Source organism: Luoshenia tenuis (assembly GCF_014384745.1).
Lineage (GTDB): Bacteria > Bacillota > Clostridia > Christensenellales.
On sequence record NZ_JACRSO010000002.1, the window covers coordinates 35,740 to 53,851 of the forward strand.

The 18,112-nt window shown below is 57.7% G+C and carries 20 protein-coding genes; 19 read left to right on the top strand and 1 reads right to left on the bottom strand.

The window, feature by feature from the left end; all coding sequences use genetic code 11:
- The first annotated feature begins 76 nt into the window (after positions 1-76).
- From H8699_RS05010 to H8699_RS05090, 17 genes are all read left to right on the top strand, one after another.
- Positions 77-967: a YicC/YloC family endoribonuclease gene (locus H8699_RS05010; RefSeq protein WP_249284755.1), complete on the top strand. Its 891-nt coding sequence runs from the start codon at positions 77-79 to the stop codon at positions 965-967.
- A gap of 28 nt (positions 968-995) precedes the next feature.
- On the top strand, positions 996-1,271 hold the full coding sequence (remA, locus tag H8699_RS05015) for an extracellular matrix/biofilm regulator RemA (RefSeq protein WP_138295860.1): 276 nt from the start codon (positions 996-998) through the stop codon (positions 1,269-1,271).
- The gene (gmk, locus tag H8699_RS05020) at positions 1,268-1,894 is read left to right on the top strand and encodes a guanylate kinase (protein ID WP_138295861.1); all 627 of its coding nucleotides are present in this window, start codon (positions 1,268-1,270) and stop codon (positions 1,892-1,894) included. The genes remA and gmk overlap by 4 nt, the downstream gene beginning before the upstream one ends.
- 2 nt (positions 1,895-1,896) lie before the next feature.
- Complete coding sequence (rpoZ, locus tag H8699_RS05025; RefSeq protein ID WP_249284756.1) at positions 1,897-2,103, top strand: DNA-directed RNA polymerase subunit omega; 207 nt, start codon at positions 1,897-1,899, stop codon at positions 2,101-2,103.
- A 42-nt stretch (positions 2,104-2,145) separates the two neighbouring features.
- Positions 2,146-3,345: a bifunctional phosphopantothenoylcysteine decarboxylase/phosphopantothenate--cysteine ligase CoaBC gene (gene coaBC, locus H8699_RS05030; protein WP_249284757.1), complete on the top strand. Its 1,200-nt coding sequence runs from the start codon at positions 2,146-2,148 to the stop codon at positions 3,343-3,345.
- A gap of 73 nt (positions 3,346-3,418) precedes the next feature.
- Positions 3,419-5,677 (top strand): replication restart helicase PriA, encoded by a 2,259-nt coding sequence (gene priA, locus H8699_RS05035; protein ID WP_249284758.1) that lies wholly within the window; start codon positions 3,419-3,421, stop codon positions 5,675-5,677.
- Between the two features lie 22 nt (positions 5,678-5,699).
- A complete protein-coding gene (gene def / locus H8699_RS05040; RefSeq protein WP_147517951.1) occupies positions 5,700-6,185 on the top strand; it encodes a peptide deformylase in 486 nt (161 codons plus the stop codon).
- Positions 6,185-7,135, top strand: coding sequence for a methionyl-tRNA formyltransferase (gene fmt, locus H8699_RS05045; RefSeq protein WP_249284759.1), 951 nt, complete (start codon positions 6,185-6,187; stop codon positions 7,133-7,135). The genes def and fmt overlap by 1 nt, the downstream gene beginning before the upstream one ends.
- Positions 7,132-8,460: a 16S rRNA (cytosine(967)-C(5))-methyltransferase RsmB gene (gene rsmB, locus H8699_RS05050; RefSeq protein WP_249284760.1), complete on the top strand. Its 1,329-nt coding sequence runs from the start codon at positions 7,132-7,134 to the stop codon at positions 8,458-8,460. The genes fmt and rsmB overlap by 4 nt, the downstream gene beginning before the upstream one ends.
- Complete coding sequence (gene rlmN / locus H8699_RS05055) at positions 8,460-9,524, top strand: 23S rRNA (adenine(2503)-C(2))-methyltransferase RlmN (protein WP_249284761.1); 1,065 nt, start codon at positions 8,460-8,462, stop codon at positions 9,522-9,524. Before rsmB ends, rlmN begins: the two co-directional genes overlap by 1 nt.
- Positions 9,506-10,246 (top strand): Stp1/IreP family PP2C-type Ser/Thr phosphatase, encoded by a 741-nt coding sequence (locus H8699_RS05060; RefSeq protein ID WP_249284762.1) that lies wholly within the window; start codon positions 9,506-9,508, stop codon positions 10,244-10,246. Before rlmN ends, H8699_RS05060 begins: the two co-directional genes overlap by 19 nt.
- Positions 10,243-11,730, top strand: coding sequence for a Stk1 family PASTA domain-containing Ser/Thr kinase (gene pknB, locus H8699_RS05065; RefSeq protein WP_249284763.1), 1,488 nt, complete (start codon positions 10,243-10,245; stop codon positions 11,728-11,730). The genes H8699_RS05060 and pknB overlap by 4 nt, the downstream gene beginning before the upstream one ends.
- Positions 11,731-11,765: 35 nt before the next feature.
- On the top strand, positions 11,766-12,857 hold the full coding sequence (locus tag H8699_RS05070; RefSeq protein WP_249284764.1) for a class I mannose-6-phosphate isomerase: 1,092 nt from the start codon (positions 11,766-11,768) through the stop codon (positions 12,855-12,857).
- A gap of 25 nt (positions 12,858-12,882) precedes the next feature.
- Entirely contained in the window at positions 12,883-13,794 is a 912-nt protein-coding gene (rsgA, locus tag H8699_RS05075; protein ID WP_249284765.1) for a ribosome small subunit-dependent GTPase A, read from the top strand.
- Positions 13,787-14,443: a ribulose-phosphate 3-epimerase gene (gene rpe / locus H8699_RS05080; protein ID WP_249284766.1), complete on the top strand. Its 657-nt coding sequence runs from the start codon at positions 13,787-13,789 to the stop codon at positions 14,441-14,443. Before rsgA ends, rpe begins: the two co-directional genes overlap by 8 nt.
- A complete protein-coding gene (locus tag H8699_RS05085; protein WP_249284767.1) occupies positions 14,430-15,074 on the top strand; it encodes a thiamine diphosphokinase in 645 nt (214 codons plus the stop codon). The genes rpe and H8699_RS05085 overlap by 14 nt, the downstream gene beginning before the upstream one ends.
- Before the next feature lie 167 nt (positions 15,075-15,241).
- The gene (locus tag H8699_RS05090; protein ID WP_249284768.1) at positions 15,242-15,481 is read left to right on the top strand and encodes a hypothetical protein; all 240 of its coding nucleotides are present in this window, start codon (positions 15,242-15,244) and stop codon (positions 15,479-15,481) included.
- A gap of 90 nt (positions 15,482-15,571) precedes the next feature.
- Here H8699_RS05090 and rpmB read toward each other — a convergent pair whose 3' ends face one another.
- Positions 15,572-15,763: a 50S ribosomal protein L28 gene (gene rpmB / locus H8699_RS05095; protein WP_138295876.1), complete on the bottom strand. Its 192-nt coding sequence runs from the start codon at positions 15,761-15,763 to the stop codon at positions 15,572-15,574.
- Positions 15,764-16,021: 258 nt separating this feature from the next.
- On the opposite strand from rpmB, the gene H8699_RS05100 reads away from it, so the two are divergent.
- Together H8699_RS05100 and H8699_RS05105 are read left to right on the top strand one after the other, a co-directional pair.
- The gene (locus H8699_RS05100) at positions 16,022-16,372 is read left to right on the top strand and encodes an Asp23/Gls24 family envelope stress response protein (RefSeq protein ID WP_138295877.1); all 351 of its coding nucleotides are present in this window, start codon (positions 16,022-16,024) and stop codon (positions 16,370-16,372) included.
- Positions 16,373-16,399: 27 nt separating this feature from the next.
- The gene (locus tag H8699_RS05105) at positions 16,400-18,073 is read left to right on the top strand and encodes a DAK2 domain-containing protein (protein ID WP_249284769.1); all 1,674 of its coding nucleotides are present in this window, start codon (positions 16,400-16,402) and stop codon (positions 18,071-18,073) included.
- The last annotated feature ends 39 nt before the right edge of the window (positions 18,074-18,112 follow it).

Below are 18,112 nucleotides of genomic sequence, written 5' to 3' on the forward strand. Positions count from 1 at the left end.
TATAACGATTGCGCGCCTTTTAATTTGCGCGCAATTCTGCTATAATAAATTTGAATAGTGCCTAAGGAGAGTGAGCATGTTGGAGCAACAGGTCGCAAGTATGACGGGGTACGGCCGGGCCACCGCGCAGATCGAGGGACGCGAGATGACGGTAGAGGTCAAGACCGTAAACCACCGTTATCTGGACATTGCCCTGCGCTTGCCCCGGGTCTTTTCTTTTTTAGAGGATGACATCCGAAAGATGCTGCAATCGCGCCTGAGCCGCGGGCATGTGGAGTTCTATGTGAATTACCGCAACCACCGGGATGATTCAAAATCAGTCGAGGCGGATGTGGCGCTGGCCAAAGCCTATATGGACGCCATCGGGCAGCTTAGCGCTAGCAGCGGCCTGCAAAATGATGTGACGCTGAGCTTTATCAGCCGCCTGCCCGAGGTGCTAAACGTTTCCGAGACGGAGGAGGATCAGGACGCGCTGCGGGAATTGATGCGCGGCGTACTTTCCAGCGCGCTGGATCAGCTCAAGGCGATGCGCTTGACCGAGGGGCAGGAGATGGTGCGGGACGTAAGCGGACGCATTGAGACCATCCTTGTGCTGGTGGGGCAAATCGAGGCGCGCTCTACGCAGACGGTGGACGAGTATTATCAAAAACTGCGCGCGCGGATAGCCGAGCTGCTTGAAAACGTGCCGGTGGATCCGGACCGGATCGCGACCGAGGCGGCGGTATTTGCCGATAAGGCTTCGATTGCCGAGGAAACCGTGCGCCTGCGCAGCCATATGCAGCAGTTTCTCGATACCCTGCGGGGCGAGCAGCCTTGTGGGCGCAAGCTGGATTTTATCGTGCAGGAGATGAACCGGGAGATCAACACTGTAGGCTCTAAAGCTTCGGATGCGGAGATCCTGTCTAAAGTGGTGGATGTGAAAAGCGAGATCGAAAAGATCAGGGAACAGGTGCAGAATATCGAATAGAGAAAAGAGATCAGGGTTTGGAGGAGTTATGAGCATCAGATTTATCAATGTCGGCTTTGGCAATATCGTATCGGCCAACCGACTGATTTCCATTGTAAGTCCAGAGTCGGCGCCGATCAAGCGGATCGTGCAGGACGCGCGGGACAGGGGACAGTTGATCGACGCCACCTACGGCCGTAGGACCCGGGCGGTTTTAATCATGGACAGCGACCATGTCATCCTCTCGGCAGTGCAGCCGGAAACCGTGGCCAACCGCTTGGATAATAAGGATAGCCAGACAATGGAGGATGATGAGGAGTCATGATCGCAAGGACGTACAATAAGGGCCTATTGGTGGTTATTTCAGGCCCAAGCGGCACGGGCAAGGGCACGGTATGCAAGCGCTTGCTTGAGAAACACCCGGAGATTAAGCTCTCCATCTCGGTGACCACACGCCAGCCCCGCAAGGGCGAGGTGGAGGGGAAAAATTATTTTTTCCGCACCGAGCAGGAGTTTAAACAGATCATGGAAGAGGGCGGCTTTTTAGAGTGCGCCCAGGTGTATGATTCTTACTATGGCACCCCTAAAAAGTACGTGCGCGAACAGATGAACGCCGGGCACGATGTGATTTTGGAGATCGATATCCAAGGGGCGCTCAAGGTAAAAGAGCGGTTTGAAGAAGGCGTGTTTATCTTCATTCTGCCGCCGTCTATGGAGGAGCTGCGCAAGCGCATCACCGGACGGGGGACCGAGAGTGAAGAGGCGATTTTAAAGCGGTTCCAATCCGCCTATCAGGAGCTGGATTTTATGAACCGGTATAACTATGTTGTGGTGAACGATGAGGTAGAGGCCGCCGCGGACCGGATCGCGGCCATCATCCAGGCGGAAAAGTGCCGCGTGGATCGCAACCATCACATCAACGAACAATTATTAGGAGGCGTCATTTAATTATGCTATACGATTACCTGGGAAAGTTGTTGGAAAAAGCGGATTGCCGCTATACGCTGGTGGTAGAGGTCGCTAAGCGTGCGCGCCAGCTGGTGGATGGGGCGGAGCCGTTGGTTGAAATGGACGAGCCCAACACGGTAACGATGGCGGTACAGGAAATCGTAGTAGATAAGATTACTTTTGAGGGTGTGCCCGAAAAGCGCGACTAAGCGCTGGGGGATTACCGGCCTTTAAGAGAGGGGAATTTGGGGATGTTGCAGGGTAAAAACGTGGTGCTGGGCGTAACCGGCGGCATCGCTGCCTATAAGGCGGCCGAACTGGCCAGCGCTATGGTGAAAAAAGGGATCGGCGTTTATGTCATCATGACCCGGCATGCTACCGAATTTGTCGCCCCGCTGACCTTTGAAACGCTGACCAACCACCCCGTGGTGGTGGATATGTTTATGCGCAATACCCCCTGGGAGGTAGAGCACATCTCCCTGGCTAAACGGGCGGATGCCTTTCTGGTCGCCCCGGCAAGCGCGAATTTTATCGGCAAGCTGGCCTGTGGAATTGCCGACGACATGCTGTCGACCACGGCCATGGCCACGACGGCGCCGATGGTGATCGCCCCTGCGATGAACATGAACATGTATGCCAGCGCCGCAGTGCAGGAGAACCTTGCCACTTTGCAGCGCCGGGGCGCGGTGATCGTCCCCCCGGGCGTGGGGCGCCTGGCTTGCGGAGATGTTGGGCCCGGGCGGCTGGCAGAGCTGCCCGAGATTCTGGATACGGTCTATGCCGCACTGGAGACGCGTCAGGATTTAGAGGGACGCATGGTTTTGATTACCGCCGGCCCGACGCGGGAGGCGATCGACCCGGTGCGCTTTTTATCCAACCGCTCCTCGGGCAAAATGGGCTACGCGCTGGCTGCGGCGGCTAAAGCGCGGGGCGCGCAGGTGCTCTTGATCAGCGGACCTACGCCCTTGCAGGCGCCGGCTGGCTGCCAGAAGATCGATGTGCTAAGCGCAAAAGAGATGTACGATGCGGTAATGGACCATTACGCGCTCAGCGATCTGATCATCAAGGCCGCCGCTCCGGCTGATTTTACGCCTAAGCGATATGCCGCCCAAAAGATCAAAAAGGTACCGGGCCAGGATGAGCTGGTGCTGGAATTGGAAAAGACGCCGGATATCGCCGCCGCTTTGGGCGCTGTCAAGGGCGAGCGGGTGCTGGTAGGCTTTGCGGCGGAAACGCAAGAGGTTTTACAGCATGCCAAAGAAAAGCTGCGGGATAAGAATATGGACATCATCGCGGTAAACGATGTTTCCCAGCCGGATGCGGGGTTTGACGTGGACACCAACCGGATCGTTCTGCTTAACCGGGATGGAGAGGAAAAGGCGTTGCCGCTGCTGAGCAAGCGTGAAGTGGCGGACCGGATTTTGGACGAGGCCATCCGCTATCTGGCTTGACGGTAAGGGAAAATAAGCGTGCGGCATTGCGTCCGTGCGCTTTTTATTTGTAGACTAAAAAGGGGGTGCAGCTATGCCGAAAGTGGCCCAGGTGATCGTCGATATCGCCCACAGCCAGGTGGACCGGGTGTTTGACTATGCCCTGGGGGCGCTGTGCCCTGTACCCGGCTCCCGCGTTAAGGTTCCCTTTGGGCGCACCCAAACTGAAGGGTATGTGGTCGCGCTGGCCAGTGAAACGCAGGTGCCGCAGGATAAGCTGCGCCCGATCACGGCTATCCTGGATGACGCGCCGGTGATCGCTCCGGCGCTGATCGATCTGGCTTTTTGGATGCAGCGGCACTATCACTGCCTGCTGGCAGAAGCCCTGCGGCTGATGCTGCCTCCGGGCTTGCGGGGAGAGCGCATCAAACCCAAACAGGCCCTGTTTGCCGCGTTGGCTGTGGGCGAACAGGCGGCGCTTGAGCTGGCACGGGGGCTTGCCCGCCGCGCGCCGCGCCAGGCGCAGGCACTTTTGGCGCTGATAGAGAGAGGGCAGGTATTGCCCGCTGCGGCGCTGGAAAAGGAGATACCCGGCGCACGAGAGGCGCTGCGCGCCCTGCAAAAAAAGGGCGCCGTCGTGTTGCGGCAACTAGAGGTAGGGCGCGGCGCCTATCAGGATCTTAAAATGGAAGCCGCGCAGGTGCAACCCCAGCTCAGCGCCGGACAGGCAGGCTGCGCGGATGCGATCATGCGCGGGGTGGAAGGGCATAGCGGCGTATATCTGCTGCACGGCGTGACGGGCAGCGGCAAAACGGAGGTTTATTTTGCCTGCCTCTCGCGCGTATTGCAAGAGGGGCGCACGGCTATTTTGCTGGTACCCGAAATATCGTTGACCCCCCAGATGGTGGCCCGCTTTCGCGCTCGCTTTGGCGCGCAGGCGGCGGTGCTGCACAGCCGCCTTTCCCTGGGGGAGAGGTTTGACGAGTGGTGGCGTATCCGCACCGGCCAGGCGCGGGTGGCCATCGGCGCGCGTTCGGCTATCTTTGCCCCGGTGGAGCAGCTGGGCCTGGTGATCATCGATGAGGAGCACGAATCCAGCTACCGGGCCGAAAACGCCCCGCGCTACGATGCGGTGGAGGTCGCCGCGCGCAGGGCGCAAAAGGAGGGGGCGACGCTGGTGCTGGGTAGCGCAACCCCTTCGCTGGAGCGCTATGCCGCAGCCAGGGATGGCCGCATTTCTTTGCTTGAGCTGCCAGAGCGTATCGGCGGGCGGGCGCTGCCCGCGGTGCAGGTGGCCGATATGCGCGAGGAGCTGGCAAGGGGCAACCGCTCGCTGTTCAGCCGCGCGCTTGCCGTACGCCTGAAAGGCTGCATGGCCCGGGGCGAGCAGGCGATCCTCTTTGTCAACCGGCGCGGGCACAGTTCTTTTGTATCCTGCCGCAGTTGCGGCTATGTGATGGAGTGCCCCAACTGCGCAGTCTCCATGAGCTACCACACCCATCCTGAACGGATGGTATGCCACTATTGCGGGCATACAGCTTCGGTGCCCCAGCTTTGCCCGGAGTGCGGCAGCCGCTACATCAAGTATTTTGGCGCGGGCACGCAACAGGTTGAAAAGGCCCTGCGGGAAATGCTGCCCCAGGCCCGAGTGCTGCGCATGGATCTGGATACCACCAAAACCAAGGGGGCCCATGTAGAGATTCTGGAGGCGTTTGAGCGGGGAGAGGCGGATATCCTGATCGGCACCCAGATGGTGACCAAGGGGCTTGACTACCCCAACGTTACATTGGTAGGCGTATTGGCTGCGGATATTACGCTGAATATTCCGGATTACCGCTCGCCAGAGCGCACCTTTCAGTTGATCACGCAGGTGGCGGGCCGGGCGGGCCGGGCGGATCTGAGCGGTCAGGTCGTGATACAGACCTATTCGCCCGAACATTATGCGATAGCTTTGGCCGCCCGACAGGATTATAAAGCCTTTTTTGAGCGGGAGATGCGCGCGCGCAAGGCCTGCCAGTACCCGCCATTTGCGGTATTTGCGCGGGCGCTTTGTTCTGCCGGCCAGCAGGATGAGGCGATGCGCGCCGCCAAGGGACTGCAAAAGTTTATTGCGCGCTATATGCAACAGCACTTTCCGCAGTGGGAGGGCTGTTGTTTGGCCAGCCATGTGCAGATGGCGCCACTAAGCAAGATCAAAAATGAATATCGCGCCCAGCTTTTGCTGCGGATCGCAAAAAATGATAAAATGAAATATGCACTGGAATACTTACAGGTAGCCTTTGAACAATGGCAGGCCCAGGAAAAGTGGAAGGGACATGCCTATTTTGAGATCAATCCGGTCAATATGGCCTAAACAAGCAGGAGGATGAGAGAAAATGGCGATTCGATCGATCGTATTTGAAGGGGATGCGCTGCTGCGCAAGAAATCCCGCATCGTGACGGATTTTAACGACCGTTTGCACGCGCTGCTGGACGATATGGCGGAGACCATGGCCGCGGCGGATGGCGTGGGCCTGGCCGCGCCGCAGGTAGGCATTTTGCGCAGAGCCGTGGTCATCGATGTGGGTGAAGGGGTGATCGAATTGATCAATCCCGAGATCGTCGCGACCGAGGGCGAACAGGACGGGCCGGAGGGCTGCCTGAGCGTGCCGGAGCGCCAGGGTATGGTCATCCGTCCCATGAAGGTCAGGGTCAAGGCGCAGGATCGTAACGGTAACTGGTTCGAGTTAGAGGGGGAAGAACTGCTGGCCCGGGCTTGCTGCCATGAGATCGACCATTTAGACGGCGTGCTTTTCATCGATAAGATGTACCAGGAGTGTAGCTTCGAAGAGGAAAACACGCAGGAGGAGCAGGGCGAATAATGCGCATTGTATTTTTAGGTACGCCGGAGTTTGCGGTGCCCTCGCTGGAGATGCTTTGCAAGGAGGGTTATGAGGTGGTGGCCGCCGTTACCCAGCCAGACCGGCCTAAAGGGCGGGGTAAAAAAATGCTGCCGCCCCCGGTCAAAGTTGCGGCGCAGGCGCTGGATATTCCGGTGTTGCAATTTGAACGCATCCGCAGGGCCGAATGCGTGGCGCAGCTGGAAGCTTTGGATATGGATTTAATGATCACGGCGGCCTATGGGCAGATCCTCTCTCCCAAAATTCTGGGGTTGCCGCGTTCGGGCTGCATCAACGTGCACGGTTCGCTGCTGCCCGGCTACCGTGGGGCGGCGCCTATCCAGTGGGCGATCATGAACGGCGAAAAGACCACGGGTATTACCACGATGTTTACCGACGCGGGAGTGGACACTGGAGATATGCTGCTGCGCCGTGAAACCCCTATCGGCCCGGATGAGACCGGCGGGGAATTATATGCGCGCCTGGCCGATATCGGCGCCCAGGTGCTAAAAGATACGTTGCGCGAACTGGAAGCGGGTACGCTCACGCGCACGCCTCAGGACGAAGGGCAAGCCTCTCATTATCCGATGATCGATAAAAAAGTGGCCTATATTCATTGGGACCGCACGGCCGCGCAGCTGCACGACCATTGCCGTGCGCTGGACCCGGCGCCCTTTGCCTGGACGCGGCTGGAGGGACAGAGCTTTAAGATCGCAAGGATCGATCCCGTGGAATGGGCAGGCGAAAAGCGGCAGCCGGGCACGATTTTAGCGGCCGACCCCAAGGCGGGGCTGATCGTCGCCTGCGGCGATGGCGCGGCGCGCGTGGGCAGGCTGTTGGCGCCGGGCGGCAAGTGGATGAGCGATAGCGAGTACCTGCGCGGCAAAAAGCTGCCGGTCGGCGCAATTTTTGAGCCGTCCTTGCCGCTATGACCGGGTTGGATGCGCGCAGGCAGGCCTATGATGCCTTGCGCGATATTGAAAATAAGGGCAGTTTTGCAAACCTGCGCCTGAAAAAGACGCAGCTGGACGATGAGCGGGATGCGCGCCTGACGACCCAGCTGATCTATGGCACGCTGCAATGGCAGATCTATCTGGACTATTGCCTGCAGGGCTACATTCGCGCCAAAAAAGTACACCCGGGCGTGCGCACGCTTCTGAGGATGGGCGCCTACCAGATCTTGAAAATGGACCGGGTGCCGGATTCTGCTGCCTGCAACAGCTGTGTCGAGTTGGCAAAAGCCGTAGGGCTGGGTCGGCTATCCGGCTTTGTCAACGGCGTGCTGCGAAATCTGTCCAGGACAAAGGATAGTATTTTGCTGCCGGATGAAAAAAAGCAGCCCACGCTGCGGTTATCCGTGGAATTTGGCTGGCCGCTTTGGCTGGTGGAATACTTTATCGGCGCGCTGGGCCTGGAGGAGGCCTCCGGGCTGCTGCGCCATCAAATGGATTATGGAGAAGTATGCATCAAGCCCAACCGGCTTAAAGTGAGCCCGGCGCAATGGGACAGCTGGTGCGCGGACCAGGCGGAGCGGCTGCGCCCCGCGCCGCTGGCGGGGGATGGATACTACTGGAAAGGCGTGCCCGCGCAGGAGCCGGCCTTTAACGAAGGCTGGTTTACCGTACAGGGGGAGGCTTCCCAGTTGGCTGCGCGGCTGGTGGAGGCGCGGCCAGGGCAAAAAATACTGGATCTGTGCGCTGCGCCAGGCGGAAAAAGCTGCGCAATGGCCATGGAAGCGCAGGGTAAAGCGCTCATCACGGCCTGCGACCTGCACGGCCACCGGGTTCAGCTAATCGAAAAAAATGCGCACCGGCTAAGGGTGGCGCTTGAAACGCTGCAGTGGGACGCTTCGCAGCCGCGGCCGGCCTGGAACGATGGTTTTGACGCCGTGTTGGTGGACGCCCCCTGCTCCGGCCTGGGGCTGCTATGGGAAAAGCCGGACCTGCGCCACCGGGTCGTTGCGCAGGACATTGCGGCGTTGGCAAAGCTGCAACGGGATATTCTGCACTGCGCGGCCCGCTACGTGCGCCCGAGCGGGCGGCTGGTCTATGCGACTTGCACCATGACGCATGAAGAAAATACGGAGCAGGTACGGGATTTCCTATCCAGCCACACCGATTACGAACAGGACGATTTTTCGCCGCTTCTGCCTTCGGGCCTAAAAGCCCGCGTGGCAGACGGCGGATTGCAGCTGTATCCCCATGTGGATGGAACGGCAGGGTTTTATATGGCGCGCTTCAGGCGCAAGGAGAGGTAATGGAAGGCAAAGCATTATTGGATTTTTACCCAGAGGAATTGGAGGCCTATTTTAAGGCGCGGGGTCTGCCGGCTTATCGGGCTAAGCAGGTCTTTTCCTGGCTACATAAAGGGCGGGGGATCGACGAGATGACCAATCTGCCCAAAGCGCTGCGCGAGCAGCTGGCCCAGGGCATGCGGCTGGGCGGCGTGCGCATTGAAAAGAGTGTGACCAGCAAGCTGGACGGCACGGTCAAATTCCTGTTTGCTCTGGAGGACGACAATATTATCGAAGGCGTACTCATGCATTATAAGCATGGGGATACGCTTTGCATTTCCAGCCAGGTTGGCTGCCGGATGGGTTGCGCCTTTTGCGCCTCTACCCTTGCGGGCCGGGTGCGCGACCTGCACGCGGGAGAGATGCTGGGGCAGGTACTCTCCGTCAATCGCCTGCTGGAAGAAAAGGGCGGGCATATTTCTAATATAGTGATGATGGGCAGCGGTGAACCGCTGGATAACTATGAGGAGTCCATCCGCTTTTTGCGCCTCGTATCCCACCCGCAGGGGGTGCAGATCGGGCTGCGGCACATCTCGCTGTCCACCTGCGGCCTTCCCCAGCAGATCAGGCAGCTGGCCCGGGAGGGGCTACCGGTGACGCTGTGCCTGTCGCTCCATGCGCCGGATGATGCGCTGCGCCGCGAGATCATGCCCATCGCCCGGCAATATGGGCTGGATGAAGTGATGCAGGCCATGCGGGATTATGTACAGGCCACGGGGCGAAGGGCGATTTTTGAATACGCGCTGATCCGCGGCGTAAACGATGCGGATGAGCAGGCGATGCGCCTGGCTAAGCTGGTGCGCGGGATGCAGTGCCATATCAACCTGATCCCCATTAACGCCGTTGTAGAGCGCAACTGGGCGCCGCCGCCTGCTAGCCGTATTCAGGGCTTTTTAAATGTATTGAATAAATGCGGCGCATCTGCTACCATCAGAAGGGAAATGGGCGACGATATCGAGGGCGCATGCGGCCAGCTGCGCAGGCGCTATTTGGAGCGGGAGGAACCCTCATGCAATATTCAGCCGTAACCCACCGCGGCTATGTGCGGGAACAAAATGAAGATGCCTATTATTTACCCGGGGCAGAGGGCGCGCCTGGCAATTTGGCCATTGTGGCCGATGGTATGGGCGGCCACCGCGCGGGCGAGGTAGCTAGCGCCATGGCCGTGCGCAGCGCGGTTATCGCCTTTGGCCGGTTGCAAGATACGCCGGGGATGACGCTGCGGGAAAAGATATTCCAGGCGATGAACGAGGCCAACCGGGAGGTATATGAGGCTACCCAGGAAAGCGAGCAATACGCCGGTATGGGCACCACCATGACCTTGGCTGTACTGGATGAGGAAAAGATCGACCTTGGGCACGTGGGGGACAGCCGCGCCTATCTATTTCACGAGGGCGCGCTGCGCCAGATCACGCGGGACCATACCCTGGTGCAGCAGCTGATCGACCTTGGCGAATTACTGCCTCAGGAGCGGCGCGGGCATCCGCAGGGCAACATCATAACCCGGGCTCTGGGCACGGCGCGCATTGTGGATGTAGACCTGATCGAGGAAAAATGGCAGCGTGGCGACATGCTGCTGCTTTGCAGTGATGGGCTGACCGGCGCGGTAACGGATGAAGAGATCGCCGCGGTTCTTGGCGGGCAGGAGCCAAGAGAGGCGCTGCAAACGCTGCTGGGCCTGGCGCTTAAGCGCGGCGGCCGTGACAATATTACTATAGCGTTGATATTGCACGGAGGTGACGCGCAATGAAGGACCGCTTGGAGGGCCTGGTCATAGCCGATACCTTCGTACTGCAAGAGCGCATCGGCGCCGGGGGGATGGCCCTGGTCTACCTGGCCAGGCGGGTGAGCGATGGTTTGCCGGTGGCGGTCAAGATCCTGCGCAACGAGCTGGCGGAGGATCAGGTTTACGTGCGCCATTTTTGGCGGGAGGGTGAAACCCTGGCCAACCTATCCCATCCCAATATTGTCAATATTTATGGAATTGGCGAGCAGGATGACTTATTTTATATGGTCATGGAATATCTGCCTGGGCAAACGCTTAAACAATACATAGACCAGCGCGGCGTGCTGGAAGTGGACGAAGCGCTGGATATCGCCATGCAGATCTGCAATGCCATGCAGCATGCACACCAGAATAACGTGATCCATCGGGATATCAAGCCGCAAAACGTGATTTTGAGTCGGGAAGAAAATGGGCATATCCACGTAAAAGTCATGGATTTTGGCTTGGCCAAACCCGTGACCTCGGCCACGCGCACGATGATGGACGGGGTGCTGGGCACCGTGCAGTACATCTCCCCCGAGCAGGCCAGAGGCGATGCGGCAGGTAAGGGCTGCGACATCTATTCGCTGGGTGTTTTGATTTACGAAATGGTCACCGGAACCGTGCCTTTTAAGGGGGATACGCCGGTGGCGATCGCGCTGAAACACATCCAGGAAACGCCGCCGCCGCCCACCGTGTTTGCCCCGCAGCTGCCCAGGGCTTTGGAAAAAATCATTTTAAAAGCTATGGAAAAAGAGCCGGGCAAACGATATTCCAGCGCCAAAGCCATGTGCAGGGATCTGGAAATGGTGGGTCTGTACCCGGAGGGCGATTACGTCCAGGATGAATATGTGGACGATAAGACCCGTATGATCGACTTAAAGGATCACCTGCCTGGCGATGATGAGTGGGAAGATGAGGATGAAGCGCCGGCAGGGAAGGATCCTGTAGCCGTGGGGCGCATCGTGCGTATCTTCGTGGCGATGGTCATCGTTTTAGGGTTACTACTGACGATGTTTTTTATTGGCAACCGGATGATCCAGAACAGCGATACCCGGGTCAACATTAAAATGCCTTCCGTAGTGGGGCAGACCGAGCAGGATGCCACCCATGTCCTGCGGGACGAACGCAACCTGCGCGTCAATATTAAACAGGAGCGTAACGATACGGTGCCAGCGGGAAATGTAATTGAACAGTACCCGCTGCCAGAGGCGATCATCAAAGAGGGTGAAACCGCTACGCTGATCGTGAGCATCGGCCCGGAAAATGTGGATGTGCCGGACCTGAAAGGCATGCAGCTGGATGCCGCGCGCACGGAGCTGGAGCGGGCAGGGCTTGAGATCGGCAACGTTTATGAGGAGAGCAACACGTATAAACCGGGCTATATTTTTAGACAGGAGCCCGCGGCGGGAGAATCCATCACGGCGGGTGAGGCGGTGGACATCTTTGTCAGCGCACAAGATGAATAGATAGAGAGAAAAAAGAAAATGGGGGGACGCTTGACATGAGTGAACTGTATGAGCGACCGATCCGCTTGGTGCAAAACCGCATCGGGCGCAACTACCTGGGCGGCAGGGAGACGGACCGTTTCCGTGGCCTGCCGCAGGAGCAGTGTGTGGACGACGACCGGCCGGAATCCTGGGTAGGTTCTACTACGCGGGTCAATCGCCTGGAGCTGGGAGAGGACCCGAATAAGGGGATGGCCTACGCGGCCCTGCCCGGCGGTGGGCAGATGCTTTTAAAGGAGCTGATCGACCAGGCGCCGGAACAGTTTTTAGGCGCAGCGCATGTGCGCCGCTGCGGCGCGGATACCGGCGTGCTGGTCAAGCTGTTGGACGCGCAGCACCAGCTGGGCCTGCAATGCCATCCAGATCGCAAGGATGCCATGAAGTATTGGAATTCTCCTTACGGCAAGGAAGAATCCTGGTACATCATCGGAAAGCGCACGGACGCGGATGAGCCGCCTTATGTGCTGCTGGGCTTTAAAGAGGGCGCCAGCATTGAAGAATACTCCAAATATTATTTTGCCGGCGACGTGCCCAGCATGGAAAAAATGTGCCACAAGATCCCTGTAGAGGTGGGACAGATGTTCCATGTGGCGGCAGGCTGCCCCCATGCCATTGGCGGCGGATGCTTTGTGATCGAGGTGCAGGAGCCTTCTGATATCACATTGGGTGCGCGGCGCAAGCATTTTGACGACCCGGCGCAGGAGGCGGCGTTTGACGAACGGACCATGCGCTGTTATCATTACGAGGGCGCCAGCTATGAGGAGAATCTGGCCAAATACTTGGTGGAGCCGGAGGTTCTCCAGCAGACGCCGCAAGGCCGGGAGCTTAAGCTGATCGGCCGGCCGTATACCAACTACTTTTCTGCAACGCGGCTGGAGGTAACAGGGCGTTTGCAGCCTACGCAGACTGGCGCCTTTACCATCGCCATCGTTTTATCCGGCAGCGGTAAACTTGAAACGCGTGCAGAGAGCATGCAGGTAAAACAGGGGGACGAGATTTTTCTGCCTGCGGGCGCCAAAGATGTGGCCTGGCAGGCGGATGGCGATGGGCTTTGTGTGATTTGCAGCCACCCGCCAGAGATATTTTAGCGCATTTTAAATTGGAGGTTTGAACTTGTCGGTACAAGAGGATCAGCTAAAAACCGGAATCATCCTGCAGGGCATCGGCGGATACTATGAGGTGCTGGATGCCGCGGGCCGGGTGCATACCTGCAATGCAAGGGGAAAACTCCGCCAGGAGGTGGGCAAACCCCTGACGGGAGATCATGTATCCTTTTTACCGGCCAAGGATCAGCAAAACGGACGTATTGAGCACATCCGCCCCCGTAAAAATCAGCTGGTACGCCCGCCCGCCGCGAATATCGACCAGATGATCGTCGTGATCACGGCCGGTGTACCCGCGGCGGACCTGCTGCTGTTGGACAGGCTGCTGATTCAGGCGGAGCAGTGGGAGATGGAAGCGGTGCTCTGCATCAACAAATGCGATATGGATGAAGATGGCCGTGTAGAAGAGGGCATCCGCCGGGAATATGCGGCTACGGGTTATCCGGTGCTATCCGTTTCGGCTAAAAACGCGGAGGGGATTGATAACATTACCGCCCGCCTGAAGGGGAAGGTCACCTGTTTTGCGGGGCAATCCGGCGTGGGCAAAAGCTCGCTGATCAACCTGCTGCTGCCGGGAGAGGAAATGGAGACCGGAGGTCTCAGCAAAAAACTGGCGCGCGGGCGGCATACCACACGCCGGACGCAGTTATTGCGCGCCGGGCCGGACACCTTTATTATGGATACGCCGGGCTTCAGCCTTTTTGAGACCAATATTGGCGATCCGGAGCTTTTACAGGAATACTATCCCGAATACCGTTCTTACCAGGGGCAGTGCCGCTTTAACGGCTGCCTGCACGACCGGGAGCCGGATTGTGCTGTGCGCCAGGCAGTTGCCGAAGGGGAACTGGCCAAGGGAAGACATGAGCGCTACCGCACGTTGCTTTCGGAGGCGCGCGAACAATGGAGGAGACAATATGATTAAGATCGCACCATCGATTTTAGCGGCGGATTTTGCGGCTATGGGGCAGGAGGTAGCTTCCCTGCAGGCGGCGGGGGCGGACCTGGTGCATGTGGATGTGATGGATGGGCGCTTTGTGCCGAATATCTCGCTGGGGCAAGGGATGGTACAGGCCATCCGAAGGAATACGGCTTTGCCGCTGGATGTGCATCTCATGATTGAAGAGCCTGAGCGCTATATCGGTGAATTTGCCGCTGCCGGGGCGGACGTGATCTCCGTCCACGCGGAGGCCACGCGGCATTTACACCGGGCGCTGGGCCTGGTACGCGAAGCTGGGGCAAAGGCAGGCGTCGTGCTCAATCCGGCTACCTCGCCGGAGGTTTTGCGCTACATTTTGGATAAGGTCGATCTGGTACTGGTGATGACGGTCAACCCCGGCTTTGGCGGGCAGGCGTTTATCCCGCAGATGCTGGAGAAGATCGCCTACGTCCGCCGGATGATCGACGAATCCGGATATGCGATAGACCTTGAGGTAGACGGAGGGATTGATGCGCGAACCGCCCGGCAGGTGGCTGCCGCCGGGGCCAATGTGCTGGTGGCAGGTTCGGCCGTATTCGGTGCGCAGGACCGCGCGCAGGCCATCGAGGAGCTTAAAAGCCATGCGCGCGTTTGATTGCCTGATCGTACTGGGCGGCGCCCGGCCGCCGCTGGAACAATTGCGTGGCCTGGCGCAGGCGGCGCGGTGGGTGATCGCTGCGGATAAAGGCGCGGAATACCTGTTAGAGGCTCAGGTGCCGATCGACTACCTGGTGGGCGATATGGATTCGCTCCCGCCGGAGCGGCTGCAGGATTCGGCGCTTGCGCATACCGAAGTTAAACGCTATCCGACCCATAAAGACGATACCGACGCCATGATCGCGGCCGAGCTGGCGTTGGCCCTGGGCGCCGGTTCTATCGTATTTGCGGCGGCGCTGGGTACGCGGCTGGATCACATGCTGGGCAACATCCAGATCCTTTATAAATTGCATCGGGATGGCGTGCGGGCACAGATCGTGCAGGGGAGGGCGCGTGCTTTCGTGGGCAGCGGATGCTTTACCATTGAGGGAGAAGTAGGCGATACGGTCTCGCTGTTTCCGCTGGGCCGGGCGCATATTGCCGATACGAGCGGCTTGGAGTATCCGGTTATGGATGCGGACCTGCCCATAGACCGGCCCTTGGGCGTGAGCAATGTGCTGACCGAGCCTCAAGCCGCAGTAACCGTTGAAAACGGATACGTCCTGGCCGTGATTCCGGGTGAAGATTAGCGTAAAAGCTGGTATCCAACGATTTACGTAAAACAAAAGAAACAATAAAATATCGCTTTTAAAAGCGCGCACCAAATTGATGCGGCATACGTATACTACAGTATGTTCAAGCAAAAGGGGGTGGGCGCTTTGGGCAGGTGCCGCGCAACAAGGGGAAGGTCCTCCGGTTGTACGAAAGTGCTGGGTATATTACTGATCGCCGTGGGATGTATCCTGATTATTTGCTGCATCCCATCCTGGTTTTGGGCGCTTATCACCGGCGCAGCATTTATCATAGCCGGCGTATTATTTTTGAAATGCCGCTAGTGAAAATGGAGGAGGGGTTATCAATGAAATTTATCTGTATCCGTGCACCCAAATGCCTGCGCGGGATTTTGCGCAGGTTTACAGGCAAGAACAACGGCTAAAGCCCTGCAACAATCACATAAGGTGAAAAGAAAAAAGCGAAGATCGGTTTGATCTTCGCTTTTCTATACGTTTTGCCTCGATACGAGCCATTAGATGGCGCGCTGAACCTTGCCGGAGCGCAGGCAACGGGTGCATACATGCATCTTTTTCGTGGTGCCGTCCACCATCACGCGAACCTTCTGAATGTTGGGCGCCCAAATGCGGCGGCTCGCACGGTGGGAGTGGCTGACAGCGTTGCCGCTCATCACACCCTTTTTGCAAATCTCACAATATTTAGCCATATCTGATTCCACCTCCTTCAAGGTAGGCCTTTAAATCTATCCATAAAACAAAAGTATTTTACCATTGTTTGTGATAATTTGCAAGCTAAAATCGTAATCTAAATTAAAATTAAACTTGTCGAAATCCCTCTAAATCGATTGAAAACAGGCGATTGCGGGCAACCTCCAGATAACATGGTTGCGAATTCGCGTAAAATATCGTATGATATATGGGATAAAAAGTATTTTGCGCAAAGCGGCCGATAGGAGGTAACGTGTATGGCAGCAAAAATTATAAATGATTTAGGGTATATCAGCATAACCGATGACGTCATCGCGACGATTGCGGGTACCGCGGCTGTGGAATCATACGGCGTCGTGGGCATGGTTGCCAAGCGGGCTACCGATGGGATCATGGAGCTTTTGGGGCGCGATAATATCATGCGCGGCGTCCGGGTAGATACTTCGAACGACCGTTTGGTGATCAACCTGTACATCATCGTACAGTATGGCATCTCCATCGCCCAGGCGGGCTCTTCGCTGGTGGAAGCGGTCAAATTCAATGTGCAGAAGCTAACCGGCCTGGAAGTGGATAGCGTTAACGTTATGATCCAGGATATCCGCGTGTAAGGGCTTGGTTGAGGGAGGAAAACAGAATTGTCTATTCAGGCGTTAGACGGGCAGGGCCTAAAACAGATGATCTTGGCTGGCGCAGCATTGCTGGAGGCAAATGTTGCGCATTTGAATGCTTTAAACGTGTTCCCGGTGCCGGATGGCGATACGGGCACCAATATGTCGCTTACGCTGAGCGCCGTCGTGCGCGAGCTGAGCGCGCTGGATGACCAGGCGGGGACGGATGTGGTTTCTGCGGCCGTAGCGCGCGGCTCTTTGCGCGGGGCACGGGGCAACTCGGGCGTAATTTTATCCCAGTTGTTCCGCGGCTTTTCTAAAGCCATGACCGATAAGGCCATGATGGATGCGGCGCATTTTGCAAGCGCCGTGCAATCCGGCGTTGAGATGGCTTATAAAGCCGTGATGAAGCCCAAAGAGGGTACGATTTTAACCGTGGCGCGCGCCATGGCGGATACGGCCAAGCGCGCCGCGCGCAGCGGGCTGGATGTTTTGGGCGTATTGGACGCGATGTTGGAGCAGGGCCAGATCACCCTGGACAAGACGCCGGATATGCTTCCGGTGCTCAAGCAGGCCGGCGTAGTAGACGCGGGCGGAAAAGGGCTCTTGCTGATCTATACGGGTTTCCGTTATTCGATCCTGGGCCAGCCGCTGCCCGAGGGCGCCGCTGTAGAAAAACAGCGCGAGATCGAGGTGGAATCCACCGCTAGTGAGGTGGCGGAATTCAAAAGCCTTGCGGATATTAAATTTGGCTATTGCACGGAGTTCTTTGTCGTCCGTCTGAAAGAGGGCGTGGGCGAGGCGCAGCAGGATGACCTGCGCGACAAGCTGGGCGCCATCGGGGATTCCATCGTCGTGGTGGGCGACCCTGAGATGATCAAGGTACACGTACATACCAACAATCCCGGCCAGGCATTGCAATACGCGTTGGAGCTGGGCGAGCTTGGCCCGGTCAAAATTGAAAATATGCGTGAGCAGCACCGAGAGATCATGCGTAAGCAGGGCAGACCTGTGGACGAGGATGCGGCGCCTGCGGCGCAGGAAAAAGAGGTTGCCCTGGTATCGGTTTCCGTGGGCGAAGGGATCGGTAGCATCTTTAACGATCTGGGAGTGGACCGCCTGATCGAAGGCGGACAGAGCATGAACCCCAGTATTGAGGATATCGCCCGAGCGGTGGAGGAAACCAACGCCAAAACGGTGTTTGTGCTGCCCAATAATTCCAATATCATCCTTGCGGCCCAGCAGGTAAAGGATATTTTACCGGATCGCAGGGTCGAGGTGATTCCCAGCAAGTCGATTCCGCAGGGCATCTCGGCGATCCTCGCTTTTAACCTGGATAGCAGCGTGGAGGAAAATGTTGAGCGCATGACCGATGCGCTGGCCTCTGCCCATTGCGCGCAGATCACCTATGCGGTGCGAGATACGGAAAATGGCGAGTTTACCATTAAAAAAGACGATATTCTCGGCCTTTTTGACAGCCAGATCCAAATTGTGGGTAACGATGTGGATACGGTCGTTAAAGACCTGTTAGTCAAATGTATTGGCGACTGTGAGATCGTTACCGGATTTTATGGGGAGGATGTCAGCGAGCAGGCGGCTGGAGCCTTGCGGGATGCTTTGGAAGAACAGTTCCCGGATTGCGACATCGAGATGCACTTTGGCGGGCAGCCGCTCTACCATTACATTTTCTCGGTAGAGTAAGCGCTTATATAAGGTGTGGAAGAAAAGGGGCGGAAAGCG